At 53.0% G+C, this 23,317-nt stretch carries 13 protein-coding genes, 2 tRNA genes and 3 rRNA genes; 9 read left to right on the top strand and 9 right to left on the bottom strand.

What is annotated here, in order from left to right; all coding sequences use genetic code 11:
* Positions 1–66: 66 nt before the first annotated feature.
* Together KIH26_RS15300 and KIH26_RS15305 are read left to right on the top strand one after the other, a co-directional pair.
* The gene (locus tag KIH26_RS15300; RefSeq protein ID WP_213446564.1) at positions 67–1,782 is read left to right on the top strand and encodes an AMP-binding protein; all 1,716 of its coding nucleotides are present in this window, start codon (positions 67–69) and stop codon (positions 1,780–1,782) included.
* 90 nt (positions 1,783–1,872) lie between these two features.
* A complete protein-coding gene (locus KIH26_RS15305; protein WP_213446565.1) occupies positions 1,873–2,799 on the top strand; it encodes an MBL fold metallo-hydrolase in 927 nt (308 codons plus the stop codon).
* 168 nt (positions 2,800–2,967) lie between these two features.
* On the opposite strand, the gene rrf is transcribed toward KIH26_RS15305, so the two are convergent.
* From rrf to KIH26_RS15340, 7 genes are all read right to left on the bottom strand, one after another.
* Positions 2,968–3,080: ribosomal RNA gene (gene rrf, locus KIH26_RS15310) — 5S ribosomal RNA — on the bottom strand.
* Between the two features lie 162 nt (positions 3,081–3,242).
* Positions 3,243–6,121: ribosomal RNA gene (locus KIH26_RS15315) — 23S ribosomal RNA — on the bottom strand.
* 411 nt (positions 6,122–6,532) lie between these two features.
* A tRNA-Ala gene (locus KIH26_RS15320) sits at positions 6,533–6,608 on the bottom strand.
* Between the two features lie 27 nt (positions 6,609–6,635).
* A tRNA-Ile gene (locus KIH26_RS15325) sits at positions 6,636–6,712 on the bottom strand.
* 105 nt (positions 6,713–6,817) lie between these two features.
* A 16S ribosomal RNA gene (locus KIH26_RS15330) occupies positions 6,818–8,342 on the bottom strand.
* The 16S, 23S and 5S rRNA genes sit together here with 2 tRNA genes alongside, the layout of an rRNA operon.
* 536 nt (positions 8,343–8,878) lie before the next feature.
* Entirely contained in the window at positions 8,879–9,577 is a 699-nt protein-coding gene (locus KIH26_RS15335; protein WP_213446747.1) for a DsbC family protein, read from the bottom strand.
* A 109-nt stretch (positions 9,578–9,686) separates the two neighbouring features.
* Positions 9,687–10,790, bottom strand: coding sequence for an FAD-dependent monooxygenase (locus KIH26_RS15340; protein ID WP_213446566.1), 1,104 nt, complete (start codon positions 10,788–10,790; stop codon positions 9,687–9,689).
* A gap of 73 nt (positions 10,791–10,863) precedes the next feature.
* Between KIH26_RS15340 and KIH26_RS15345 the strand changes: the two genes are divergently transcribed.
* A complete protein-coding gene (locus tag KIH26_RS15345; RefSeq protein WP_213446567.1) occupies positions 10,864–11,760 on the top strand; it encodes an MOSC domain-containing protein in 897 nt (298 codons plus the stop codon).
* Here the strand turns inward: KIH26_RS15345 and KIH26_RS15350 are convergent.
* Positions 11,757–13,643, bottom strand: coding sequence for a sensor domain-containing diguanylate cyclase (locus tag KIH26_RS15350; RefSeq protein ID WP_213446568.1), 1,887 nt, complete (start codon positions 13,641–13,643; stop codon positions 11,757–11,759). The two genes, KIH26_RS15345 and KIH26_RS15350, sit on opposite strands and share 4 nt — an antisense overlap.
* 103 nt (positions 13,644–13,746) lie before the next feature.
* On the opposite strand from KIH26_RS15350, the gene ychF reads away from it, so the two are divergent.
* Positions 13,747–14,841 (top strand): redox-regulated ATPase YchF, encoded by a 1,095-nt coding sequence (gene ychF / locus KIH26_RS15355; RefSeq protein ID WP_213446569.1) that lies wholly within the window; start codon positions 13,747–13,749, stop codon positions 14,839–14,841.
* Between the two features lie 73 nt (positions 14,842–14,914).
* Here ychF and KIH26_RS15360 read toward each other — a convergent pair whose 3' ends face one another.
* A complete protein-coding gene (locus KIH26_RS15360; RefSeq protein ID WP_213446570.1) occupies positions 14,915–15,904 on the bottom strand; it encodes a magnesium and cobalt transport protein CorA in 990 nt (329 codons plus the stop codon).
* A gap of 433 nt (positions 15,905–16,337) precedes the next feature.
* Here KIH26_RS15360 and KIH26_RS15365 point away from each other — a divergent pair, with 433 nt between their 5' ends.
* The 5 genes from KIH26_RS15365 (at position 16,338) to KIH26_RS15385 (ending at position 23,256) form a co-directional block, all read left to right on the top strand.
* Positions 16,338–17,486, top strand: coding sequence for an ABC transporter substrate-binding protein (locus tag KIH26_RS15365; RefSeq protein ID WP_213446571.1), 1,149 nt, complete (start codon positions 16,338–16,340; stop codon positions 17,484–17,486).
* A gap of 42 nt (positions 17,487–17,528) precedes the next feature.
* Positions 17,529–18,989 (top strand): D-alanyl-D-alanine carboxypeptidase/D-alanyl-D-alanine endopeptidase, encoded by a 1,461-nt coding sequence (gene dacB / locus KIH26_RS15370; RefSeq protein ID WP_213446572.1) that lies wholly within the window; start codon positions 17,529–17,531, stop codon positions 18,987–18,989.
* 87 nt (positions 18,990–19,076) lie between these two features.
* Positions 19,077–21,014: a DNA helicase RecQ gene (gene recQ, locus KIH26_RS15375; RefSeq protein ID WP_213446573.1), complete on the top strand. Its 1,938-nt coding sequence runs from the start codon at positions 19,077–19,079 to the stop codon at positions 21,012–21,014.
* A gap of 206 nt (positions 21,015–21,220) precedes the next feature.
* The gene (locus KIH26_RS15380; protein WP_213446574.1) at positions 21,221–21,958 is read left to right on the top strand and encodes a M14 family murein peptide amidase A; all 738 of its coding nucleotides are present in this window, start codon (positions 21,221–21,223) and stop codon (positions 21,956–21,958) included.
* A 92-nt stretch (positions 21,959–22,050) separates the two neighbouring features.
* Positions 22,051–23,256, top strand: a complete 1,206-nt coding sequence (locus KIH26_RS15385; protein WP_213446575.1) for an ABC transporter substrate-binding protein — start codon at positions 22,051–22,053, stop codon at positions 23,254–23,256.
* The last annotated feature ends 61 nt before the right edge of the window (positions 23,257–23,317 follow it).

Genomic DNA, 23,317 nt, shown 5'->3' on the forward strand with positions numbered 1-23,317 from the left:
TTCACTGAGAGCTTGAACTACAGCACTGCCCTAGAATCATTCGAAGTGATTTTGGAGACTTCCACCATGCAGGTTACACAGAGCGCAAGCACCCCACAAGAACGCATCTGGCTCAAAAGCTATCCACCCGGCGTTGTGCACGACATTCATCCCGAGCAATACCATTCGCTGGCGCAGCTGCTAGAAGAAAGTTTCAAGCGCAACGCTTCGAATCCATTTTCTGTCTGCATGGATCGATGGATGAGCTACCGCCAGCTGGATAATTTTTCCAGCGCATTGGGCGCCTGGCTGCAAAGTCGTGGTTTGGAAAAAGATGCGCGCGTGGCCATCATGCTGCCCAATATTCCGCAATTCCCCGTCACGATGTCGGGCGTCTTGCGCGCGGGCTACACCTGTGTGAATGTGAATCCGCTCTACACACCGCGCGAGCTCGAGCATCAGCTCAAAGATTCTGGTGCGACTGTGATTGTCATTCTTGAGAATTTCTGCCACACGCTGGAAGAAGTGATTGGTAAAACGCAGATCAAAGAAGTCGTCGTCGCTTCCATGGGCGATATGCTCGGCTTTTGGTATGGCCAATGGCTCACCTTCGCTGTTCGTCATTTGGCCAAGATGGTGCCTGCGTACAAATTACCGCTGGATGGTGGACTGAAAGTTACGCCCTTTAATCGCGCCATTGCAGAAGGCACGAACAGGCCACTGAAGCCCTCGCAAGCCAACCTCGATTCGATTGCTTTCTTGCAATACACAGGAGGCACGACAGGTTTGTCCAAGGGCGCGGTGCTTACCCATCGCAATATCGTTGCCGCTATTCTGCAAGCTGAAGCTTGGTTCTCACCGGCCCTCAAAGATATCGGCGATATCAGCAAAACCAACAGCATTGCAGCGCTGCCGCTGTATCACATCTTCGCTTTGACCTTGAGCCTTCTTGCGATTCGTAATGGCTCGCACATGACGATGATTCCCAATCCGCGCGATTTCGGCAAGTTCATCGAAGTGCTTAAGAAGCGCCCCTTCCACATGCTCCCCGCAGTGAACACGCTGTTCAATGCTTTGCTGCAACACCCCATGTTCAAGACTGTGGATTGGAGCCACTTGCGCGTTTCGCAAGCGGGCGGCATGGCTGCTTCCGAAGGTACTGCCAAACATTGGCAGGAAGCCACAGGCTGCCCCATGGTTGAAGGCTGGGGCATGAGCGAAACTTGCGCGATTGGTACGAACAACCCAGTGACCAACAAAGAGTTCACCGGCACAATTGGTTTGCCTTTGCCAAGCATTTATGTTGCTATCAAAGATGATGACGGCAACACTTTGACCGTGGGCCAATCCGGTGAGATCTGCATCAAAGGCCCCAACATCATGGTGGGCTACTACAACCAGCCCGAAGAAAACGTGAAAGCCTTCACGCCAGACGGCTACATGCGTACAGGCGACATCGGCATCATGGACGAGCGCGGCTACACAAAGATCGTTGATCGCAAGAAAGACATGATCATCGTCAGCGGCTTCAATGTCTTCCCCAATGAATTAGAAAATGTGATTTCTCTCTGCCCCGGCGTGGTCGAATGCGCGGCTGTGGGCGTGGTTGACGAGAAGCAAGGCGAAGCGATCAAAGTCTTCGTGGTTAAAAACGATCCCGGCATGACGGAAGAGCAAGTCATGAGCTACTGCCGACAGAATCTCACGGGCTACAAGATTCCAAAATACATCGAATTCCGTGATGATCTGCCGAAGACCAACGTCGGCAAGATATTGCGCCGTGAGTTGCGCAGCGCAAAGTAAGTATAATGCTGCGCGTATCACTATGATATTCATAGCACTCTGCGCTGATTCTGTGCCACCGATAGGTAGTTTTCGCCTTAAATCTAGAACATGAGTGCACAGAGCCTGCTACCTGTCGGGTGCACCGTCCTCGAGCGTGGCTGGCTCTCTAGTAACAATATCGTTTTCACACAAGGTCAGCAAACGGCGATTGTTGACACAGGTTATGTGACGCATTCCGATCAAACATTGAGCTTGCTGCGATCCATCTTAGGCGAGTGCTCTCTTGATCTCATCGTGAACACGCACTTGCACAGTGATCACTGCGGCGGAAATGCACTTCTTCAATCGCAATATCCTCAAGCGCGAACACTCATTCCACCGGGTCATGCTACAGAAGTGGCTCAATGGGATGAAGATACCCTCTCATACACACCCACTGGGCAATCTTGTCCGCGCTTTGACTTCCTAGATGTATTGCAAGCCGGCCAAAGCTTGGCTCTAGGCAAAGATCTTTGGGAAATTCATGCAGCTCCCGGCCATGATCCACATTCGGTCATTTTGTTTGAGCCTCAATCACGCACCTTGATTTCAGCCGATGCGCTCTGGGAAAATGGGTTTGGTGTTGTCTTTCAGGAGCTGGAAGGTATAAAAGCCTTCGATGAAGTAGCTGCCACGCTCGATGTGATCGAACAACTCAAGCCTTCAACCGTTATTCCAGGCCATGGTCATGTTTTTACGGATGTGAGCGCTGCGCTCTCAAGGGCTCGAACGCGCCTAGAGAAGTTCATTCAGGACCCCATTCGACATGCCAACTATGGCGGCAAGGTTTTGATCAAGTACAAACTGCTTGAATGGCAGCACAGTACGATGGTGCAATTGCAAGAATGGATCGAGCAAACGCCGTATTTCCACATCTTGCATCAACGCTTTTTCATCGATCAACCCGTTGATCAATGGCTGCAAGGTCTGCTCTCGGATCTTGAACGCTCAGGAGCGCTGGAGAAAACACAGGGCATGTTGATCAACCGCGATTGAAGTAGATTTCTCAGGCTGCTATCTAGCTTCCAACGCTGATTTCTAAGAGATCTTGCTGCAATTGTGATGCTGCACAGCGTCCGAAATCATCACGAATTACACATGAGCACATTTCGTTCAGACAAAGAAAAACGCCCAGTCTTTCGACTGGGCGTTTTCAGCATAAGAGCCTGACAATGTCCTACTTTCACACGGGAATCCGCACTATCATCGGCGCTAAGTCGTTTCACTGTCCTGTTCGGGATGGGAAGGAGTGGGACCAACTTGCTATGGTCATCAGGCATAACTTGTCGTCATGTTGATTATTGCCTTGGCAGACAATCAACACAACCAATTCATAGAGTTATATCAGCAGCAGATCGCTCTAGGTGAATGCCTAGGCTTCATGCATATTCGATTGCAGTCAACCGCAAAGCTTCGATCTGTTTCACAGTCAAAGTTATAGGGTCAAGCCGCACGAGCAATTAGTATCAGTTAGCTTAACGCATTACTGCGCTTCCACACCTGACCTATCAACGTCCTGGTCTTGAACGGCTCTTTAGGGGGGTCAAGCCCCCGGCAAATCTCATCTTGAAACGAGTTTCCCGCTTAGATGCTTTCAGCGGTTATCTCTTCCGTACATAGCTACCCTGCGATGCCACTGGCGTGACAACAGGTACACCAGAGGTACGTCCACTCCGGTCCTCTCGTACTAGGAGCAGGCTTCCTCAAATTTGCAGCGCCCACAGAAGATAGGGACCAAACTGTCTCACGACGTTTTAAACCCAGCTCACGTACCTCTTTAAATGGCGAACAGCCATACCCTTGGGACCGGCTACAGCCCCAGGATGAGATGAGCCGACATCGAGGTGCCAAACACCGCCGTCGATATGAACTCTTGGGCGGTATCAGCCTGTTATCCCCAGAGTACCTTTTATCCGTTGAGCGATGGCCCTTCCATACAGAACCACCGGATCACTATGTCCTACTTTCGTATCTGCTCGACTTGTCAGTCTCGCAGTTAAGCACGCTTATGCCATTGCACTATTAGCACGATGTCCGACCGTACCTAGCGTACCTTCGAACTCCTCCGTTACGCTTTGGGAGGAGACCGCCCCAGTCAAACTGCCTACCATGCACTGTCCCCGACCCGGATAACGGGCCTAGGTTAGAACCTCAAACACACCAGGGTGGTATTTCAACGTTGGCTCCACAAGATCTAGCGACCCTGCTTCAAAGCCTCCCACCTATCCTACACAGATCTGTTCAAAGTCCAATACAAAGCTACAGTAAAGGTTCATGGGGTCTTTCCGTCTTTCTGCGGGGAGATTGCATCATCACAAACATTTCAACTTCGCTGAGTCTGCGGAGGAGACAGTGTGGCCATCGTTACGCCATTCGTGCAGGTCGGAACTTACCCGACAAGGAATTTCGCTACCTTAGGACCGTTATAGTTACGGCCGCCGTTTACTGGGACTTCGATCAAGAGCTTGCACCCCATCAATTAATCTTCCAGCACCGGGCAGGCGTCACACCCTATACGTCGACTTTCGTCTTTGCAGAGTGCTGTGTTTTTATTAAACAGTCGCAGCCACCTATTCTTTGCAACCCCGTTGGGCTCAGCTTGTACAGCTTCACCTACTTAGGGCACACCTTCTTCCGAAGTTACGGTGTCAATTTGCCGAGTTCCTTCTCCGCAGTTCTCTCAAGCGCCTTAGAATACTCATCTCGCGCACCAGTGTCGGTTTGCGGTACGGTCGTGTATAGCTGAAGCTTAGTGGCTTTTCCTGGAAGCAGGGTATCACTCACTTCGGGTGCAAGCACCCTCGTTATCACCCCTCATCTAAGCCCGGCGGATTTACCTACCAGGCACGACTACAGGCTTGAACAGACATATCCAACAGTCTGCTGAGTTAACCTTCTCCGTCCCCACATCGCACTATACATCGGTACAGGAATATTGACCTGTTTCCCATCAGCTACGCATCTCTGCCTCGCCTTAGGGGCCGACTCACTCTACGCCGATGAACGTTGCGTAGAAAACCTTGCGCTTACGGCGAGGGGGCTTTTCACCCCCTTTAACGCTACTCATGTCAGCATTCGCACTTCTGATACCTCCAGCAGCCTTTACAAGCCACCTTCACAGGCTTACAGAACGCTCTCCTACCACTTGCAATAAATTGCAAATCCGCAGCTTCGGTAACTGGCTTGAGCCCCGTTACATCTTCCGCGCAGGACGACTCGATCAGTGAGCTATTACGCTTTCTTTAAATGATGGCTGCTTCTAAGCCAACATCCTGACTGTTTTAGCCTTCCCACTTCGTTTCCCACTTAGCCAATTTTAGGGACCTTAGCTGGCGGTCTGGGTTGTTTCCCTCTTGAGTCCGGACGTTAGCACCCGGTGCTCTGTCTCCCAAGCTGTACTCAACGGTATTCGGAGTTTGCATTGGTTTGGTAAGTCGCCATGACCCCCTAGCCAAAACAGTGCTCTACCCCCGTCGGTAATACTTGAGGCACTACCTAAATAGTTTTCGGAGAGAACCAGCTATTTCCAAGTTTGTTTAGCCTTTCACCCCTATCCACAGCTCATCCGCTAGTTTTGCAACACTAGTCGGTTCGGACCTCCAGTACCTGTTACGGCACCTTCATCCTGGCCATGGATAGATCACTTGGTTTCGGGTCTACACCCAGCGACTGAATTCGCCCTATTCGGACTCGATTTCTCTGCGGCTACCCTATTCGGTTAACCTTGCCACTGAATGTAAGTCGCTGACCCATTATACAAAAGGTACGCCGTCACCCTTGCGGGCTCCGACTTTTTGTAAGCATGCGCTTTCAGGATCTATTTCACTCCCCTCCCGGGGTTCTTTTCGCCTTTCCCTCACGGTACTAGTTCACTATCGGTCAATGATGAGTATTTAGCCTTGGAGGATGGTCCCCCCATGTTCAGACAGGATTTCACGTGTCCCGCCCTACTTTTCGCTAGCTTAGTACCACACAGGACTTTTCACGTACGGGGCTATCACCCACTATGGCCGCCCTTTCCAGAGCGTTCCGTTAAATCTTGTGCTATCACTAGCAGGCTGTTCCGATTTCGCTCGCCACTACTATCGGAATCTCGGTTGATGTCTTTTCCTCGAGCTACTTAGATGTTTCAGTTCACTCGGTTCGCTTCCCACACCTATGAATTCAGTGTGGGATACCCTTGCGGGTGGGTTTCCCCATTCAGAGATCTCCGGGTCACAGGTTATTTGCCACCTCGCCGAAGCTTATCGCAGGCTATCACGTCTTTCGTCGCCTATCATTGCCAAGGCATCCAGCACATGCTCTTATTCACTTGACCCTATAACTTTGACGTTTCGTTAGAAACATCAAACAAATCAAGTAAACGTTGAAGTATTTAAACTTCACGCGTTTTATTTGCCGTAATCCATCACGCTTATTCATTAAGGTTGTCAATCAGCAATAAAGCCAACTGACGACTTTGAGAACATACATGTCAATTACCAGAATACACTTACAGATTTCTCTGCAGTTGAATTCGTGATTGACGCAATCAAAAAGCTGTTAGCGGCACGGTCTTGAATACTCAAAAGCAACAAGTTTCCGCTAACAGCGCTGATATCAACTCTATGAATTGTTAAAGAACAGCCGATTGACTTCGAGATCGAAGCCAACAACGAAGCAGACTCTTGCGAATCCGCTTTGGTGTTGACGTTTATCTGATTGATAAGAAAGAGATAGAACTGAAAATTGGTGGAGGATGACGGGATCGAACCGACGACCCCCTGCTTGCAAAGCAGGTGCTCTCCCAGCTGAGCTAATCCCCCGGGTTTGTAAAGGCAAATTGGAGGGGATGGTGGGTCTGGTTGGTCTCGAACCAACGACCCCCGCCTTATCAAGACGGTGCTCTAACCAACTGAGCTACAGACCCAAGCCGGTCGCAATAGCTACAAGTACATCAGTAATTGCAGACCGTTGGCGACTTCTCTTCCAACAACCGATAAGTGTGGGTGTTCAAATTTAATTGCACTTCTAGAAAGGAGGTGATCCAGCCGCACCTTCCGATACGGCTACCTTGTTACGACTTCACCCCAGTCACGAACCCTGCCGTGGTAATCGCCCTCCTTGCGGTTAGGCTAACTACTTCTGGCAGAACCCGCTCCCATGGTGTGACGGGCGGTGTGTACAAGACCCGGGAACGTATTCACCGTGACATTCTGATCCACGATTACTAGCGATTCCGACTTCACGCAGTCGAGTTGCAGACTACGATCCGGACTACGACTGGTTTTCTCGGATTAGCTCCCCCTCGCGGGTTGGCAACCGTTTGTACCAGCCATTGTATGACGTGTGTAGCCCCACCTATAAGGGCCATGAGGACTTGACGTCATCCCCACCTTCCTCCGGTTTGTCACCGGCAGTCCCATTAGAGTGCCCTTGCGTAGCAACTAATGGTAAGGGTTGCGCTCGTTGCGGGACTTAACCCAACATCTCACGACACGAGCTGACGACAGCCATGCAGCACCTGTGTATTGGTTCTCTTTCGAGCACTAAGCCATCTCTGGCAAATTCCAACCATGTCAAAGGTGGGTAAGGTTTTTCGCGTTGCATCGAATTAAACCACATCATCCACCGCTTGTGCGGGTCCCCGTCAATTCCTTTGAGTTTCAACCTTGCGGCCGTACTCCCCAGGCGGTCAACTTCACGCGTTAGCTTCGTTACTGAGAAAGTTAATTCCCAACAACCAGTTGACATCGTTTAGGGCATGGACTACCAGGGTATCTAATCCTGTTTGCTCCCCATGCTTTCGTGCATGAGCGTCAGTACAGGTCCAGGGGGCTGCCTTCGCCATCGGTGTTCCTCCGCATATCTACGCATTTCACTGCTACACGCGGAATTCCACCCCCCTCTACCGTACTCTAGCTATGCAGTCACAATCGCAGTTCCCAGGTTGAGCCCGGGGATTTCACGACTGTCTTACATAACCGCCTGCGCACGCTTTACGCCCAGTAATTCCGATTAACGCTTGCACCCTACGTATTACCGCGGCTGCTGGCACGTAGTTAGCCGGTGCTTATTCTTACGGTACCGTCATGAGCCTCCTGTATTAGAAGAAGCCTTTTCGCTCCGTACAAAAGCAGTTTACAACCCGAAGGCCTTCATCCTGCACGCGGCATTGCTGGATCAGGCTTGCGCCCATTGTCCAAAATTCCCCACTGCTGCCTCCCGTAGGAGTCTGGGCCGTGTCTCAGTCCCAGTGTGGCTGGTCGTTCTCTCAAACCAGCTACAGATCGTTGCCTTGGTGAGCCTTTACCCCACCAACTAGCTAATCTGACATCGGCCACTCTATTTGCGCTAGGCCTTGCGGTCCCCAGCTTTCATCCGTAGATCGTATGCGGTATTAATCCGGCTTTCGCCGGGCTATCCCCCACAAATAGGCATGTTCCGATGCATTACTCACCCGTTCGCCACTCTCAGGTATTGCTACCCTACCGTTCGACTTGCATGTGTAAAGCATGCCGCCAGCGTTCAATCTGAGCCAGGATCAAACTCTATAGTTTGATCTTGTTACTCAATCGGAATTGAAGAAGATAATCTTCATTCAATTTCTCATGAGTGTTTGTGTCTCGGTCTTTCGACTTTGACGTTTTCGGCAATTGCCTTCAAACACCCACGCTTATCGGCTGTAATTTTTTAAGTAACAACGAATTAGATTTGACTCTTTTTCGTTTTCTTCACTGCGATCAGCGAAGCCTTGAATTATGACATACTTTTCATCGAATCGTCAAGTTTGTCAAAACTTTTTCTACTTTCTTTTCGGCATTTCACTCTAGCGAGATGATTTTGCTTCGTTTTCAGCAGAGCCTCAGATTATATACCGAAAAACTCGTTCTCGTCAAATTTTGAGATTTTCTTTTGATTTATTTGTTTTGATTGATCCAGCAAGTGGGTTCACCAAAACAACACAAGATTGCGGGTAAACCCTTAATCTTTCTCATCAGCAGAGCCCGCTAGTATATACCGGAAATTGAGTTCAGTGCAAGTATTTTGAAATAATTTTGAAATACTTGGCTTGAATCACAGCTATCCCAATCTCTTACTTGGCTTCCGACAAGAATTTCTCCACTTGGGCTGCAGGTATGGCGCCTGGCACGCGAGAGCCATCAGCAAATATGAGGGTTGGCGTCCCGGTTATGCGGTATTTCTTCCCGAACTCGACGTTTCTTTGCAAGGCGCTGGCATCACAGGCTGCCGCGGCCGGCGCAGCATCCTTGATCATCCAATCTAAAAAGGTCTTGGTTTTGTCTTTGCTGCACCAGATGTTTTGGGACTTCGCTGTGGAATCAGCGCCCAGGATTGGATAAAGAAACATATGGATGGTGACGTTGTTCACATTCTGCAGATCACGCTCAAAACGCTTGCAGTAACCACAATTGGGATCCTCAAAGACAGCCACCTTACGCTTGCCATTGCCGCGTACGATGGTGAAGGCGTCTTTGAAGGGCAGGCTGTCAAAATCTACGGCCGTGAGCTTTTCGATGCGCTCCTCTGTGAGGTTCCTCTTCGCCCTGGTATCAATCAGGTTGCCTTGGATCAAGAAATTACCCTCAAGATCGGTATAAACGATGTCAAAGCCATTGATTCGCACCTCCAGCAAACCGGGCATGCCAGAGCGGGTGATTTCATCAATCTTCGGCAAATTGGGCAGGCGCTCGGTGAGCGCTTTGCGTACTGCTGCATCTTGGGCAGCAGAAACTGGCGCATTTGACTGTGCAAATAGGCCGCTCGCCGGCATAAATAATGCGGAGGCAGCTATCAATTTAATAGCAATTAAGTATTTTTGAACTGACATCTTGATCTTTCGTAACAATCTAACAATGTACCCTAGGCCTTCACATGCCGCATCAGCGCATGCCCGAGGCTTGGCGCATGAGCCAGGCCTTGAGTGGCGGCGCAGCATCTAAACCCTTCATGCCCCAGTGGCGCAAGCCTTGTAGCCTGGCATCGCTGCGGCTGAAGGTTTGTTGCAGACCATCCGTCGCCAACCTCAGCATGGCCGCATCTGCTTTACGCACACGCTCATAGGCTCGCAGCAGCTTCTTATCGCTATAGCTTCGGAAATACGGCTTGCTGGCCAGAACGTTGGCAAGCTCTGCAGCATCTCCCAAGCCCAAATTCAAACCCTGCCCAGCCAAGGGATGCACCGCGTGTGCGGCATCTCCCGCCAAAACCCAAGTGCCCCATTCGGCTAGACCACACCACTGCTGGGCTTGTGCGAGCATCAGTGGCCAGCTTGCGCGTTCGCTAAGCAGCTGCAAGTTGCCCAATTGATTCTGCGTCGCTTCTTGCAAGGCGATTGCGAAATCACCAGGAGCCATGGCTTGCAAAGTCTGTGCATGATCATTTGAAACTGACCAGACTAAGGCGACAGAGTTCCCCTCAGCGCTGTCACTGCGCGGCAGCAAGGCACAGATTTGGGATGAGTCCATCCACTGCCAAGCAGTATTTTCATGCGGTATTTCACAAGACAGATGCGCTGCAATAGCGGTTTGCCCGTAGGCAAACTGATCAAAGACTGCGCCTGTGGTCTCACGTGTTTGGCTCACACGGCCTTCACAAATCACCGTCAAATCAGCGATTGGCGCTGCTGTTTCCTTGAGAATTTGAACCTCACTGGCAAAAGACAGCGCCTGAGTTAAGCGCTCTTGCAAGGAAGCAGCATCCACAATCCAAGCCAAGGCTTCAGTTTGAGCGTCGAATTCAATATGGCCTGAGGAATCACCCCAAACCTTCATGTGTTGGACAGGCGTAGCATCCTGTGGCCATACACGCAACTCCGCCAACAGCTGACGTGAAGCGGCATTCAGCGCAAAGCTACGCACATCTTGGGTTTTGCCGGGGGAAGGCTTGGCAGATATCAAAGCCACCTGGATACGCGCTCGCGCGAGAAGCAGAGCCAAGACTTGCCCCACCACGCCAGCACCTCGAATACATATGTCTGTTTTCACACCCGAGATTGTAGAAGGCGGCACAATCGAGCGAGTTCACCTGATTCATTAACCTGGAACCTTGAGCCCCGACATGTCTGACTACGATCTGAATGCCACCATCAGCCGCCTCTTCGTTTACCCAATCAAATCTTGCGCGGGAGTTGAGCTGAGAGAGTCTCTTTTGATTGAGACGGGGCTGGAGTTTGACCGCGCTTGGATGGTGGTTGATGAAAAAGGGGAATTTTTGAGCCAGCGCGAATTGCCACGCATGGCCTTGATTGCGCCTCAGCTCAAGCAATTTGAAATGGTGCTGCGTGCGCCGGGCATGCTGGCTTTGCATATTGCATTGGATGCCGTGGAGCAGCCTTGCAAAGTTCGCGTGTGGGATGATGAATGCGCGGCCTTTGATATGGGTGATACAGCGGCGCAATGGTTCACCGATTTTTTGATGCAAGATCGCCAGGCTGGCATCCCTGTCATGAAGCTGCGTTTGGTGCGCTTTGATCCTGAACACAAACGCGCCTCCAACATGAAATGGACTCAGGGCCAACAAGCTCTTAATCAGTTCTCTGACGGTTATCCCGTCCTCGTCATCAGCGAGGCTTCGCTCGATGATCTGAATGCCCGACTCAAAGCGGCCGGCCATGCGCCCGTGACCATGGAGCGATTTCGACCTAATATTGTGCTCTCAGGCTTGGATGCGCATGATGAAGACCGCACAGATGAGCTCCACATTTCGGCCGGCGAGACGGACTTCAAGCTCGCATTGATCAAACCTTGCCCGCGCTGCCCGATTCCGAATGTGAATCCACAAACGGCACAAACCAGCCCCGAGGTCGGTCAGATGCTTCAAACCTACCGGCAAGATGCCCGATTAGATGGCGCCATCACTTTTGGCATGAATGCGATGGTGAAACGTCACGATCAAGAGCCTTTTGATTTACATCTCGCTGTAGGCCAGACCGCGCAGGGTCAGTTGCGTTTTTAGCGCATTGGCTTCGTTGGTGCAGGCTCAGAGATCGGAAAACTGGACGAGCCGCCTATCCCCCAGTGGCTGCCTGAAGAGCTGTCTATTGTTGCGGCTGTTGGCTCCCAGCCCGGCTTGATGTCGGCCGCTTCGACTTGGGCCGTCATCGCATCCAAGGCGCTGTGTTTGTTTGCAAGAGGCAATGGCGTACCGCCTGTGGACATGGCTTCCAAGAAACGGATCGGCCGACGCGTACGAGGCGACATCCCTTTGAGCAAGGCAAGCAAGCTATTTTTGATTTCGGGATCAATGTCGGGCGACTCACGTAACACGGTTGCGGCCAAGTGAAACTGCAAAGTCACTTCAGGCACCAAACCGGGCAAAGGCATCAGGCCTTGTGCAATCAAGCGAGCGCCTATATCAGTGACTCTGCTGCGGTGACCCGCGCCTTCCAATATCAGGCCAAAATGTGATGTCCCCACACGTGCCACTGTCTCCACATCCCGCAGAACCTTGCGTAATTTGATCACGGCACGCAAGACGCTTTGCTCCGCGACTGGCAGGCCATGCGCCGCCTCGATATTGGGGTAGTTGACCAATGAGATCAAAACAACGGCCGCGTTCTCGCGATGCTTCTTGTAGCGTGCCAGTGTTTGTGCCAAGCGATCATCAAAAATATGCTCAGCCAGCAAGCCTGTCAGTGCATCCTGCGTATTGAGTGCTTGCTCACGGGTCTGGATCTCATGCCTGTCGCGCGATCGCACATTCAAAGCGATCATCATCATCGGCACTTCAACCAGCAACGCAATCACCAGCCCATACTGCACGACCCATGAAACACTGATCCACCCATACGCTCGGGCTAAGGCGATCAACACGGCTCCCAGCAAAGGTATGTAAGCAAACACCACCCAACGCCCAACGCGATCCCCTCGACGCCAGGCGCGAAACGCCAGTGTTAATGCCGTGATAGACACCACAAACATATAGCCACCCAGAATCGCTACGCCTACTTTGCGGGTCATGTAGAAATACACCACTGACAGAGGGATAGCCAATATTGCAAGGATATTGAGTGATCGCGACAGTCTTCGCGCGAATTGCCGCCCTCCCAAGATGGACTCGATAAAGTACAGCGCGCCACCCGCTGTGAGTAAGGCCAGGATGCCTTGCGAGGCGTCTGACCAGTCGGGACTGTCTGGCCAGAGTAAATAGCCCGCCACGCCGGTGTATGCCGACACCGCCAAAATCATGGACAGCACATACAAACCATAAAGCAAATACAAGCGGTCGCGATAGGCATAGGAGGTGACAAGACACATCAACACCAAGGTCAGGAGGAGGCCAACGACCACGCCCAGGCCCAAAAAGCCATGACGGTCTGCCTCTTGTGCCGTGTGCTCAGAACCCATATGGAGCGCGATACTCACCGGGGTGCTGCCCTGAATCAACAGATACATCACCGAGTTGCCTAGAGGCAAGTCCATATGAAATCTCGGGTAGCGCCCTGGCTCGGGCCAATCCTTGACTGGCACCCTGTCACCAGCAGCTTCCATCAGCCATTTGCCATCTTCTGATTTTCTGTACAAGGTCACGCGATCAATGAGAGACAGAGGCAACCACAACACTTTATGCGGATCGCTGAGTGCACTGCGCTCTAAATCTAGGCGAATCCATAGCTTATGTTCTGGCTCTAAGCGAAACAGGGTTTCAAACTGCAAAGGCGCGAAGCTGGACGCTTTCATGCCTTCTTGGCTCGCGCTTCCCACCAAGGTCTCCAATTTGGACATTCCAGCCGTATCCAGCCAATAAACCGCCTTGGCTGTCACTTGCTTTTGATCTTCGGGGGCAATTTGTAAAGAAGCCGTGGTCTGCGCCAATGCGCCAGTGCTCACAACCAGCATGCACACCCATCGCATACACTTGAGGGCTTTGCCGCACGAGATGCTTGCGCGGCGCACGTTTGTTATGGCCCAGCAAATCATTGCGGCCTTGAGGATATGCACCATGAGTTTGAAATGTGGAATTGTTGGGTTACCTAATGTAGGCAAATCTACACTATTTAACGCCTTAACCAAGGCAGGGATTGCCGCAGAAAACTACCCTTTTTGTACGATTGAGCCCAATGTGGGCATCGTTGAGCTGCCAGATCCTCGACTTCAGCAGCTTGCGAAGATTGTGGAGCCTGAAAAAATTGTTCCTGCTGTGGTTGAATTTGTGGACATCGCGGGCCTGGTGGCGGGCGCATCCAAAGGCGAAGGCTTGGGCAACCAGTTTCTCGCCCACATCCGCGAAACAGACGCGATTGTGAACGTGGTGCGCTGCTTTGAAGATCCCAACGTGATCCATGTGGCGGGCAAGGTTGATCCGATCTCCGATATCGAGGTCATTCAAACCGAGCTGTGCTTGGCAGATTTGACGACCGTTGAGAAAAGCCTCCAGCGCTACACCAAGGTCGCCAAAACCGGCAATGACAAAGAGGCGGTGAAGCTGGTGGGCGTGTTGGAAAAATGCCAAGCTGCACTCAACCAAGGCAAGCCAGTGCGCGGCATTGATTTTTCCAAGGAAGAACTCGTCACGCTGAAACCCCTGTGCTTGATCACGGCCAAGCCGGCCATGTTTGTGGGCAATGTGTCCGAAGATGGCTTTGACAACAACCCCTTCTTGGCCAAACTGGAAGAGTACGCCAAAGGCCAAAACGCGCCTGTGGTGGCGATTTGCGCCAAGATTGAAGCCGAATTGGCTGATATGAGCGATGAAGACAAGACCACTTTCTTGGCAGACCTCGGCCAAAGCGAGCCAGGCCTGAATCGCTTGATCCGCGCGGGTTTCAAGCTGCTGGGCTTGCAAACTTACTTCACCGCTGGCGTGAAAGAAGTGCGCGCTTGGACCGTGCCGATTGGCGCAACCGGCCCGCAAGCTGCGGGGGTGATCCACACCGACTTCGAACGCGGCTTCATTCGCGCGCAGACCATTGCATTTGACGACTACATCGCCTTCCAAGGCGAACATGGCGCAAAAGAGGCGGGCAAGATGCGCGCTGAAGGCAAGGAGTACATCGTCAAAGATGGCGATGTGCTGAATTTCTTGTTCAACGTCTGAGCTGCAGTTACTATTAAATTAATAGCAATTCGCGCAGTATCTATACCGGCTAGGCATCTAAAAGGCTTAAAAATCAGCCTTTGAGCCAGCCCCGGCGTCGGAAATACCACATCGGTACGATGGCGCTGGCCAGCATGAGTGCAACAACGAAGGGGTACGCGCTTGCACCCAGCGCTTGCACCTCTGGGATTTGCATGTTCATGCCGTAGATGCTGGCAATCAATGTTGGAGGTAGCAAAGCCACACTGGCCACCGAGAAGATTTTGATGATCTTGTTTTGGTTGATGTTGATGAAACCGACGACGGCATCCATCAAGAAGTTGATCTTGTCAAACAGGAAGGCGGTGTGTGAATCGAGCGAATCAATATCGCGCAGAATCTGCCGCGCTTCGTTGAACTGCTCTGCAGAGAGCATCTTGCTTCGCATCATGAAAGAGAGGGCGCGGCGCGTATCCATCATGTTGCGGCGAATGCGGCCGTTCAAATCCTCTTGCTTGGCGATATTGGCCAGCACATCTGCGGCCAGATCGTCCGTCACATCGCCCTTCAAGACTTGGCCGCTGGCTTTTTCCAGCTCATCGTGAATGCCTTCGAGGGCATCGGCGCAGTATTCGGCATCGGCGTCATAGAGCTTGAGCAACACTTCGCGCGCATCTTCAATCAGCCCCGGCATGCGACGCGCGCGCAGGCGCAGCAAACGGAAGATGGGAATGTCTTGCTCGTGAATAGAAAACAGCACACCCTTGCTTTTGAGATCAGAATTGTTCAGATTCAAAATGAAAGCCACGCGCTCTGTTCGCGACTCTTCATCATCGATCAAAAAATCCGAGCGGATGTGTAGATCGCCGTTGTCTGCCTCGTAAAAACGGGCGGATTCTTCGATGTCTTCGTCCATCGCATCATCGGGGATGGAAAGACCGTAATGCTGCTTGATCCAGGCCTTTTCTTCGGGCGTTGGCGATTCCAAATCCACCCAAACAGGCTGAAATTTAGCGAGCTCTTCGAGCGATTCGATCTCTTCTTGGAAGAGGCGGCCATTGGCCAGCGTAAAAATGTTGAGCATGGTGCAGGCTCCAACTAAGGCGGTTGACGGGAAGTATGAATGTGTGCTTCCCGTGCCTGCGTGAGCCTAGCTGTTTGCCAGAGGGCTCATTCACCTGCCAGGGAAGCTACCAACTGGGGTAGGTGTCCAAGGGTTTGCTCCGAAATGAAGATGCGCGATTATCTTCCGAAATCTTCGCTGACAGAACTTTCGGGTGGCAAACAAACCACACGCAGATCAGTAAAAATAAAATTCGCACGATCGTGCTTTTTCTCACGATTTTAAAGGGTTAACCCTAGTATTTCTCTTGATCAAAACCGCTTTTGATTCTACAGTTCACCCCATCGCAGCAAATTTGTGACCCAAACACGCTGCGCTGGCATTCCGCCATCTCTGCAACCCGCTGCGCCAGCCGACCCGGCTGCTCGCAGCCTCAATGAGTGAGACAAACACCATGCAACGCCGCAATTTCCTTTCCTTGATTCCCCAAGCCGCCGTTTTGGCCAGTACCCCAGTATTGATGCGCCCCGCTTTCGCCCAAGACGGCGTGAACGCCCGCACGATCACTGTGGGCTGCTCTGGCGCACTGTCTGGCCCGCTGGCCGGCTTTGGCCAAGAACTGAAAATTGGCGTCGATGCTGCGATGACGCAGATCAACGCCAAAGGCGGCATCCAGGGCCGCGCACTGCAACTGCAGATGATGGACGATGGCTATGTGCCCACCCGCACCGTCGACAACGTGAAAAAAATGATCGGCGAAAGCAGTGTCTTTGCGCTCATGAGCTGTATTGGCACCCCGAACAACGCCGCCATCTTGCCGATGATTGAAGAAAATAATTTGCCTTATATCGCGCCACTGACGGGTGCGACGAGTTTGCGCAAAGCTTCACGCCATGTGTTTCATGTACGTGCAAGTTACAGCGATGAGACACAGCGCTTGGTGAGCAAATTGGTAGACATGGGCATCAAAAACCTGGCCATCGTTTATTTGGACAACGCCTTCGGCAAAGAAGTGCTGGCCGATGCGCAGAAGACACTGGCTGCCAACGGCATCAAGGCGACCGCCGAAGTGGCGCTGGCCACCGACGGAAAAAATCTGAGCGGCGTGATTGAGCAAACGCTGGCAGCCAAACCTGCTGCTGTGTTTTTGGCCTCGGCAGGTGCAGCTTCTACGGGCCTGGTAGCAGGCTTGAAGAAGGTCTCGCCCATGCTGCCCATCGCAGGCTTATCGGTCGCGCTCACCAATGATGGTCTCAAGCAACTAGGCAACGCCGTCAGCGGCTTGGCCATCACCATGGTTTTCCCAGACCCGAACCGTGCTCGCATCCAGATCGTGCGCGATTATCAAGCCGCGATGCGTGCCATGGGCAAAGAAGAGTTTTCGCTCGGCAGTTTGGAGAGCTACATCAACACCCGCGTCTTGGCTGAAGGCCTGGAGCGCGCAGGCCGCGATCTGAATCGAGCCAAACTGCAAACCGCTTTGGCCAGTGTGCGCAACTTTGATTTGGGCGGCTTCATGGTGAACTACCAAGCCTCGCCTTTTGTGGCCAGCAAGTATGTGGATTTGGGCGTGATGGGTTCGAGCGGACGCTTCATTGGCTAAGCCCCTCGGCTGACATCGCTGGCTTAACGCGATAATCGCTGCATGACGAACACGCGCATGCAGCGATTTTTTTATGGGCTTCTGATCACCTCAGGATGCCTCGCGAACTTGATGGCACAGCCGCTGCCCAAAGAGGTCACGCAGGCGCTCTCGCGTGCGGGCGTGCCAGCATCCGCCATCAGCATCGTCGTACAAACTGTGCCTGCTCAGGCCAGCCCCACAGCCGCGCTTGAGCCCGCCCTGATCAAACATCGCGCCGAAACCAGCGTGAATCCTGCTTCTGTGATGAAGCTGATCACCACCTACGCAGCGCTGGATCAGCTTGGCGCAGATTTCACCTGGAAAAACCGGGTGTATATCGACGGCACACTGGACGCAGATGTGCTGCAAGGCAATCTGATCATTCGCGGCAGTGGTGATCCCAAATTGGTGCTGGAGCGCATTGAAGAATTGTTTCGTCAAGTGCAGGCCAAAGGCGTGCGCGAGGTGCGCGGCGATATTTTGCTGGATCGGCGTGTGTTTGATGTGCCCGATAAAAATCCTGCAGACTTTGATGATGAGCCTCTGCGCCCCTACAACGCCGTGCCTGATGGCATGCTGGTGAATTTCAAAGCCCTGATCTACAACTTCATCCCAGATCCAGTCACGAAAAAAGTGATGTTGCGCGTCGATCCGCCGATTGCTGGCGTTGAGTTACCCACTGAAATCACGGCATCGTATGGCAACTGTGGCGATTGGCGCAGTAGCTTGCAAGCTGATTTTTCTAACCCGGATCGCGTCAGCTTTTCAGGCCGTTATCCGATCTCCTGCGGCGAGCGCGTTTGGCCGGTGGCTTATGTTGCGCCGCGCCAATATGCGGCGCGCGTGATCGATGCGATGTGGCGAAAATCGGGCGGGCTGCTCAGCGGCCAAGTGCGTGAAGAAGCCCTGCCGCGCACGGCCCGCCTGCTGCACAGCGAGCCCTCTTTACCGCTTTCCGACATCATTGCCGATGTGAATAAGTTTTCCAACAATGTGATGGCGCAGCAAGTCTTTCTTACCCTGTCCAATCAGTTTCCCAGCCCCGGACGCACTGGCAGCTTCGCCGCCTCACAGCGCAATGTAGCCGCTTGGTGGAAAGCACGTTTGCCTGACGCAGCAGCACCCACCTTAGACAATGGCTCAGGCCTCTCGCGCAAAGAACGCTCCAGCGCCGCAGCCATCAACAGCCTGCTGCAACTGGCCGCCAGCGGTCCGCAATCGCAGGTCTTTGCCAATTCTTTGGGGCTCGCGGGCGTGGATGGCACAGTCGCCAGAATGCGAGATCGCAATGGGACATCAGCAGCGATTGGCCAAGCCCAGCTCAAAACCGGCACATTGCGTGATGTCGCCGCCATCGCCGGCTACGCCAATGCCAGCAATGGCCAGCGCTACAGTCTGGCGGCCATCATCAACCACCCCAACGCAGGCGCAGCACGGCCCGCCTTGGATGCACTGGTGGAATGGGTGGTCAAGCGTCCCTGAGGTCTATTTATTGATTTTTTAAGCCTTTTATGCCGTTTGCCGGCGTACATACTGCGCGAAACGCTATAATTTTTATAGTAATCACCGATGGATTCCGCAGCTCACTCACCCCTCCAAATCCTGCACGATGTGTTTGGATACAACGCGTTTCGTGGCCAGCAGCAAGCTGCCATTGAACAAGTGCTCTCGGGTGGCGATGCCTTGGTGCTGATGCCTACGGGCGGCGGCAAATCCCTGTGTTATCAGATTCCTGCTATTTTGCGTGCGCAGCAAGGCAAAGGCGTTTGCATCGTCGTCTCGCCGCTGATCGCGCTCATGCACGATCAGGTGGGCGCACTTCATGAGCTGGGCATTCCGGCGGCGTTTTTGAATTCCACGCTGGATAGCCAACAGGCAGGCGAGATAGAGCAGCAGATGCTGCGCGGCGAATTGGCTTTGCTCTACGTCGCTCCCGAGCGCCTAAACACACCACGCTTTCTCGCTTTGCTGCAATGCTTGTATGAGCAAAAGCTTCTGAGTTTGTTTGCGATTGACGAAGCACATTGCGTCAGCCAGTGGGGGCATGATTTCCGGCCTGAATACCGCTCGCTTGCGCTCTTGCACGAGCGCTACCCCGATGTGCCGCGCCTCGCGCTCACGGCAACAGCAGACGAGCTGACTCGGCAAGACATGATTGAGCGTTTGCAGCTGCAAGGCGCGGCGCAATTGGTGAGCAGCTTTGATCGCCCCAACATTCGCTACCGCATCAGTGAAAAAACCGATCCGCGCAAACAGCTACTTCGCTTTATTGAAGATGAGCATGCCGGCGAAGCGGGCATTGTGTATTGCCAATCGCGCAAGAAAGTGGAAGAGACGGCTGAGTGGCTGCGCGGGGAGGGCATTCGCGCCTTGCCGTATCACGCCGGCATGGAGCAGCGCGAGCGCCAAGCTAATCAAGATGCTTTTCTGCGCGGTGATGCGCAAGAAGGCTCGGCCGTGGTGATGACCGCGACAATTGCTTTCGGCATGGGTATCGACAAACCCGATGTACGCTTCGTGGCGCATTTGGATTTGCCCAAAAACATCGAAGGCTACTATCAAGAAACAGGCCGCGCCGGCCGCGATGGGCTGAACGCCGATGCTTGGATGGCTTACGGCCTGCAAGATGTGGTGAACCAACGCCGCATGATCGATGAGAGCCCAGCTAACGACGAATACAAAGCCGTGATGCGCGGCAAGCTCGACGCGCTGCTCTCACTCGCCGAAGCCACAGATTGCCGCCGCGGCAGATTACTCAGCTATTTCAACGATCAGGGCCTATCGGGCGAGCAGCGGCTCAATTACCGCTGCAACAATTGCGATAACTGTTTGAGCCCCGCTGTGACTTGGGATGCGACACAGGCTGCGCAAAAGCTCCTCTCCTGCATCTACCGCGTGCAGCAGGCCAGCGGCATCAGCTTTGGCGCGGGGCACATCATTGATATCCTGCGAGGCAAGACGACGGACAAGATGGCGCAGTTTGCGCATCATCAGTTGTCCACCTTCGGCATCGGCGCAGACATCTCTGAGCAGCAATACAAAGCGCTGTTGCGCCAATTGATTGCGCTTGGCGCAGTCAGTGTGGATGCGGAGCATTTCAATACGCTCAAGCTGGAGCCACTGGCCAAGAGCTATCTCAAAGGTGAGCACACGGTGCTGCTGCGCGAAGCTGCACCCGAGAGCGCGCGTAAAGCCAAGAGCAGCATGCGCAGTGACGGCAAGCCGAAGACCAAAACACCCGAGACATTGGCTGCACTCGACAGCATGGCTCAACAGCGCTTCGCTGCGCTCAAAGCCTGGCGTGCGGAAGTGGCGCGTGAGCATGCCCTCCCCGCCTATGTGATCTTCCACGATGCCACTTTGCTGGCCATGGCCACAGCCGCGCCGCAAACATTGGCTGAGCTCTCAGGCATCAGCGGGCTGGGTGCGAAGAAGCTGGAGGCTTATGGCGAGGAAGTGTTGAGGCTTTTGCGTGATGATGCGGGGCAGGAATTGGCTGCTGCGTGAGTGTTTTGGAAAGGCAAGAAGTGAACGCAAAAGACGCAAAAAAAACGCAAAAGAAAACCCTAAGGAATTCTTCTGCGCATTTTGCGTTTTTTTTGCGCCTTTTGCGTTCTTTTGTTTTGCTCACCAGCGCTTCTTTTTTCATAGCACCTCTCGCACATTCCACGCCGGCTTGTGGCACTTTTTCTAAACATTTACCGAATGTGAGCATGCAGCTGTGCACGCAAGCGCAACTCAAAGACTCTGGTGCGCGCTCAGTGAAGGGGCAGCCAATTTACACGCAGGATTTGCCCAAAGCGGATGCCAAGATGCGTGTGTTGGTCGTTGGCGGGATTCACGGCGATGAACTGTCTTCAGCCTCGCTGGCTCTGCATTGGCTGCAGCTTGCCAAAGAAATCCCCGCTGATGCACACTGGCGTTTTGTGCCTTTATTGAATCCTGATGGCCTACTCATGAGCCCCGCGCGGCGCACCAATGCAAATGGCGTGGATTTGAATCGCAACTTCCCCACGCCGAATTGGGAGCGCGAAGCCAAGATTTACTGGGAGCAGAAAGTCAAGCGCGATCCACGCCGCTGGCCAGGCCCCAAGCCCTTGTCTGAGCCTGAATCGAAATTTCTCCACGATGAGATGGAGCGCTTCAAACCGCATCTGATCGTGAGCATTCACGCGCCCTACGGCGTGCTTGATTTTGATGGCCCCACCGCACCACCCGCCAAGCTTGGGCGGCTGTATCTCGATCAAGTGGGTATCTTCCCCGGCAGCTTGGGGAACTACGGCGGTGTCCACAAAGGCATGCCTGTGGTGACGATTGAGCTACCCAGCGCCTTTCGTACGCCGCTCAACGCCGAAATGCGGCAAATGTGGCTGGATCTGCTGCGCTGGATGGGCGAGCGCTTACTTAAGCCTGCCGACATCCAGGCGCCACGTAAAAATAACAATTTCTGACAATTTGCTGAAAATACAAGCAAATCGCTGGCAAACCCCATGTGCAAACGGGCGGTAATGACAAAAAATCGTCATTGTTCTGGAGTCGCATCATGAAGCACACACAAGTCACGCGGTTGGCCATCCTGACCGCATTCGTTCTAAGCCTGTTTGCAGGTACGGCAATTGCCCAAGGCAACACCTTCAAAATAGGCATCATCGGCCCCTTCACGGGCGCGTCTGCAGATTTCGGCAACCCCATGCTCAATGGCATCAAACTGGCTGTGGATGAGATCAATGCCGTGGGCGGCTACTTGGGCAAACCGCTGGAGCTCGTGGTCAAAGACGACAAAGCCAATCCCGATGAAGGCCTGAAGCAATCGCAAGCGCTCATCGCCGAGAAAGTCAATGTGGTAGTGGGCTTTTGTAATACGGGTGTGGCCGCGAAATCTCTGGATGTATTCCAAAACGCGCAAGTGCCACTGATCATTCCTTGCTCGACCGGCTCACCACTGACGGCGAAATTTCCAGCACCACAAAGCTACATCTTCCGTACATCAGCCAAAGATGCCATCCAAGCGCCCTTTGTGGTGGAAGATATCGTCAAGCGCGGCTGGACAAAAGTGGCCATCTTTGCTGACAAAAGTGGCTACGGTGAAGCCGGTTTGCAAGACGTGCTCAAAGCCATGGACGCGAAGAAGATCAAGCCTGTGCACGTTGCACGGTTTGATGTGGGCGTGAAGGATTTGAGCGAAGAGATGAAAGCGGCCAAGGCAGCGGGTGCAGATGTGGTCTTCAGCTATACCGTGGGGCCAGAAAACGCCGTGATCGCCAAAGCTAAGCAAGCCATTGGCTGGAAGGTGCCGCAAGTCGGCGCATGGCCACTGTCTTTCCCCTTCTTCTTGGATGGCGCAAAAGATGCCGCTGAAGGCGCGCTCATGGCACAAACCTTCATCGCCGAACCCAGCAATGAGCGTCGCGCATCTTTCCTCACGGCCTATGCTCGCAAATACCAAGCCAAGCGAATCACCGTGCCCATGGCTGCGGCGCAGGGCTATGACGCGATGTACATCTTGATGTATTCGATGTTCAATGTGCGCGACGGCAATGCCAGTGGCGCAGCCATCAAAACCGCACTGGAAAACATGTCGCGCGTGTATTACGGCGTGGTCGCGACTTACGACAAACCCTTCTCTGCCAACGACAAAGATGCCATCACCTCCAACATGCTCGTGATGGGACAAGTGAAAAACGGTTTAATCACCTTCGCTTATCCCGAAGATGCCAAGCGCAATTTGATCGTTCAGCGCAAACAGTAGTTATGCTATTAATTCAATAGCACTTTGCGCAGATTCTACGCCGGCGAAATGCCGATTTGGC

It is taken from the genome of Variovorax sp. PCZ-1, from assembly GCF_018413605.1.
Taxonomy (GTDB): Bacteria; Pseudomonadota; Gammaproteobacteria; order Burkholderiales; family Burkholderiaceae_C; genus JANMDU01.

Bases quoted from the DNA above. Each gene is read 5' to 3' on its own strand.
- KIH26_RS15380 (WP_213446574.1), top strand. From the start codon at position 21,221: ATGCAGCTGTGCACGCAAGCGCAACTCAAAGACTCTGGTGCGCGCTCA.
- dacB (WP_213446572.1), top strand. From the start codon at position 17,529: ATGACGAACACGCGCATGCAGCGATTTTTTTATGGGCTTCTGATCACC.
- KIH26_RS15345 (WP_213446567.1), top strand. From the start codon at position 10,864: ATGTCTGACTACGATCTGAATGCCACCATCAGCCGCCTCTTCGTTTAC.
- KIH26_RS15300 (WP_213446564.1), top strand. From the start codon at position 67: ATGCAGGTTACACAGAGCGCAAGCACCCCACAAGAACGCATCTGGCTC.
- KIH26_RS15360 (WP_213446570.1), bottom strand. From the start codon at position 15,904: ATGCTCAACATTTTTACGCTGGCCAATGGCCGCCTCTTCCAAGAAGAG.
- KIH26_RS15350 (WP_213446568.1), bottom strand. From the start codon at position 13,643: ATGCTGGTTGTGAGCACTGGCGCATTGGCGCAGACCACGGCTTCTTTA.
- KIH26_RS15335 (WP_213446747.1), bottom strand. From the start codon at position 9,577: ATGCCGGCGAGCGGCCTATTTGCACAGTCAAATGCGCCAGTTTCTGCT.
- recQ (WP_213446573.1), top strand. From the start codon at position 19,077: ATGGATTCCGCAGCTCACTCACCCCTCCAAATCCTGCACGATGTGTTT.
- KIH26_RS15305 (WP_213446565.1), top strand. From the start codon at position 1,873: ATGAGTGCACAGAGCCTGCTACCTGTCGGGTGCACCGTCCTCGAGCGT.
- KIH26_RS15365 (WP_213446571.1), top strand. From the start codon at position 16,338: ATGCAACGCCGCAATTTCCTTTCCTTGATTCCCCAAGCCGCCGTTTTG.
- ychF (WP_213446569.1), top strand. From the start codon at position 13,747: ATGAGTTTGAAATGTGGAATTGTTGGGTTACCTAATGTAGGCAAATCT.
- KIH26_RS15385 (WP_213446575.1), top strand. From the start codon at position 22,051: ATGAAGCACACACAAGTCACGCGGTTGGCCATCCTGACCGCATTCGTT.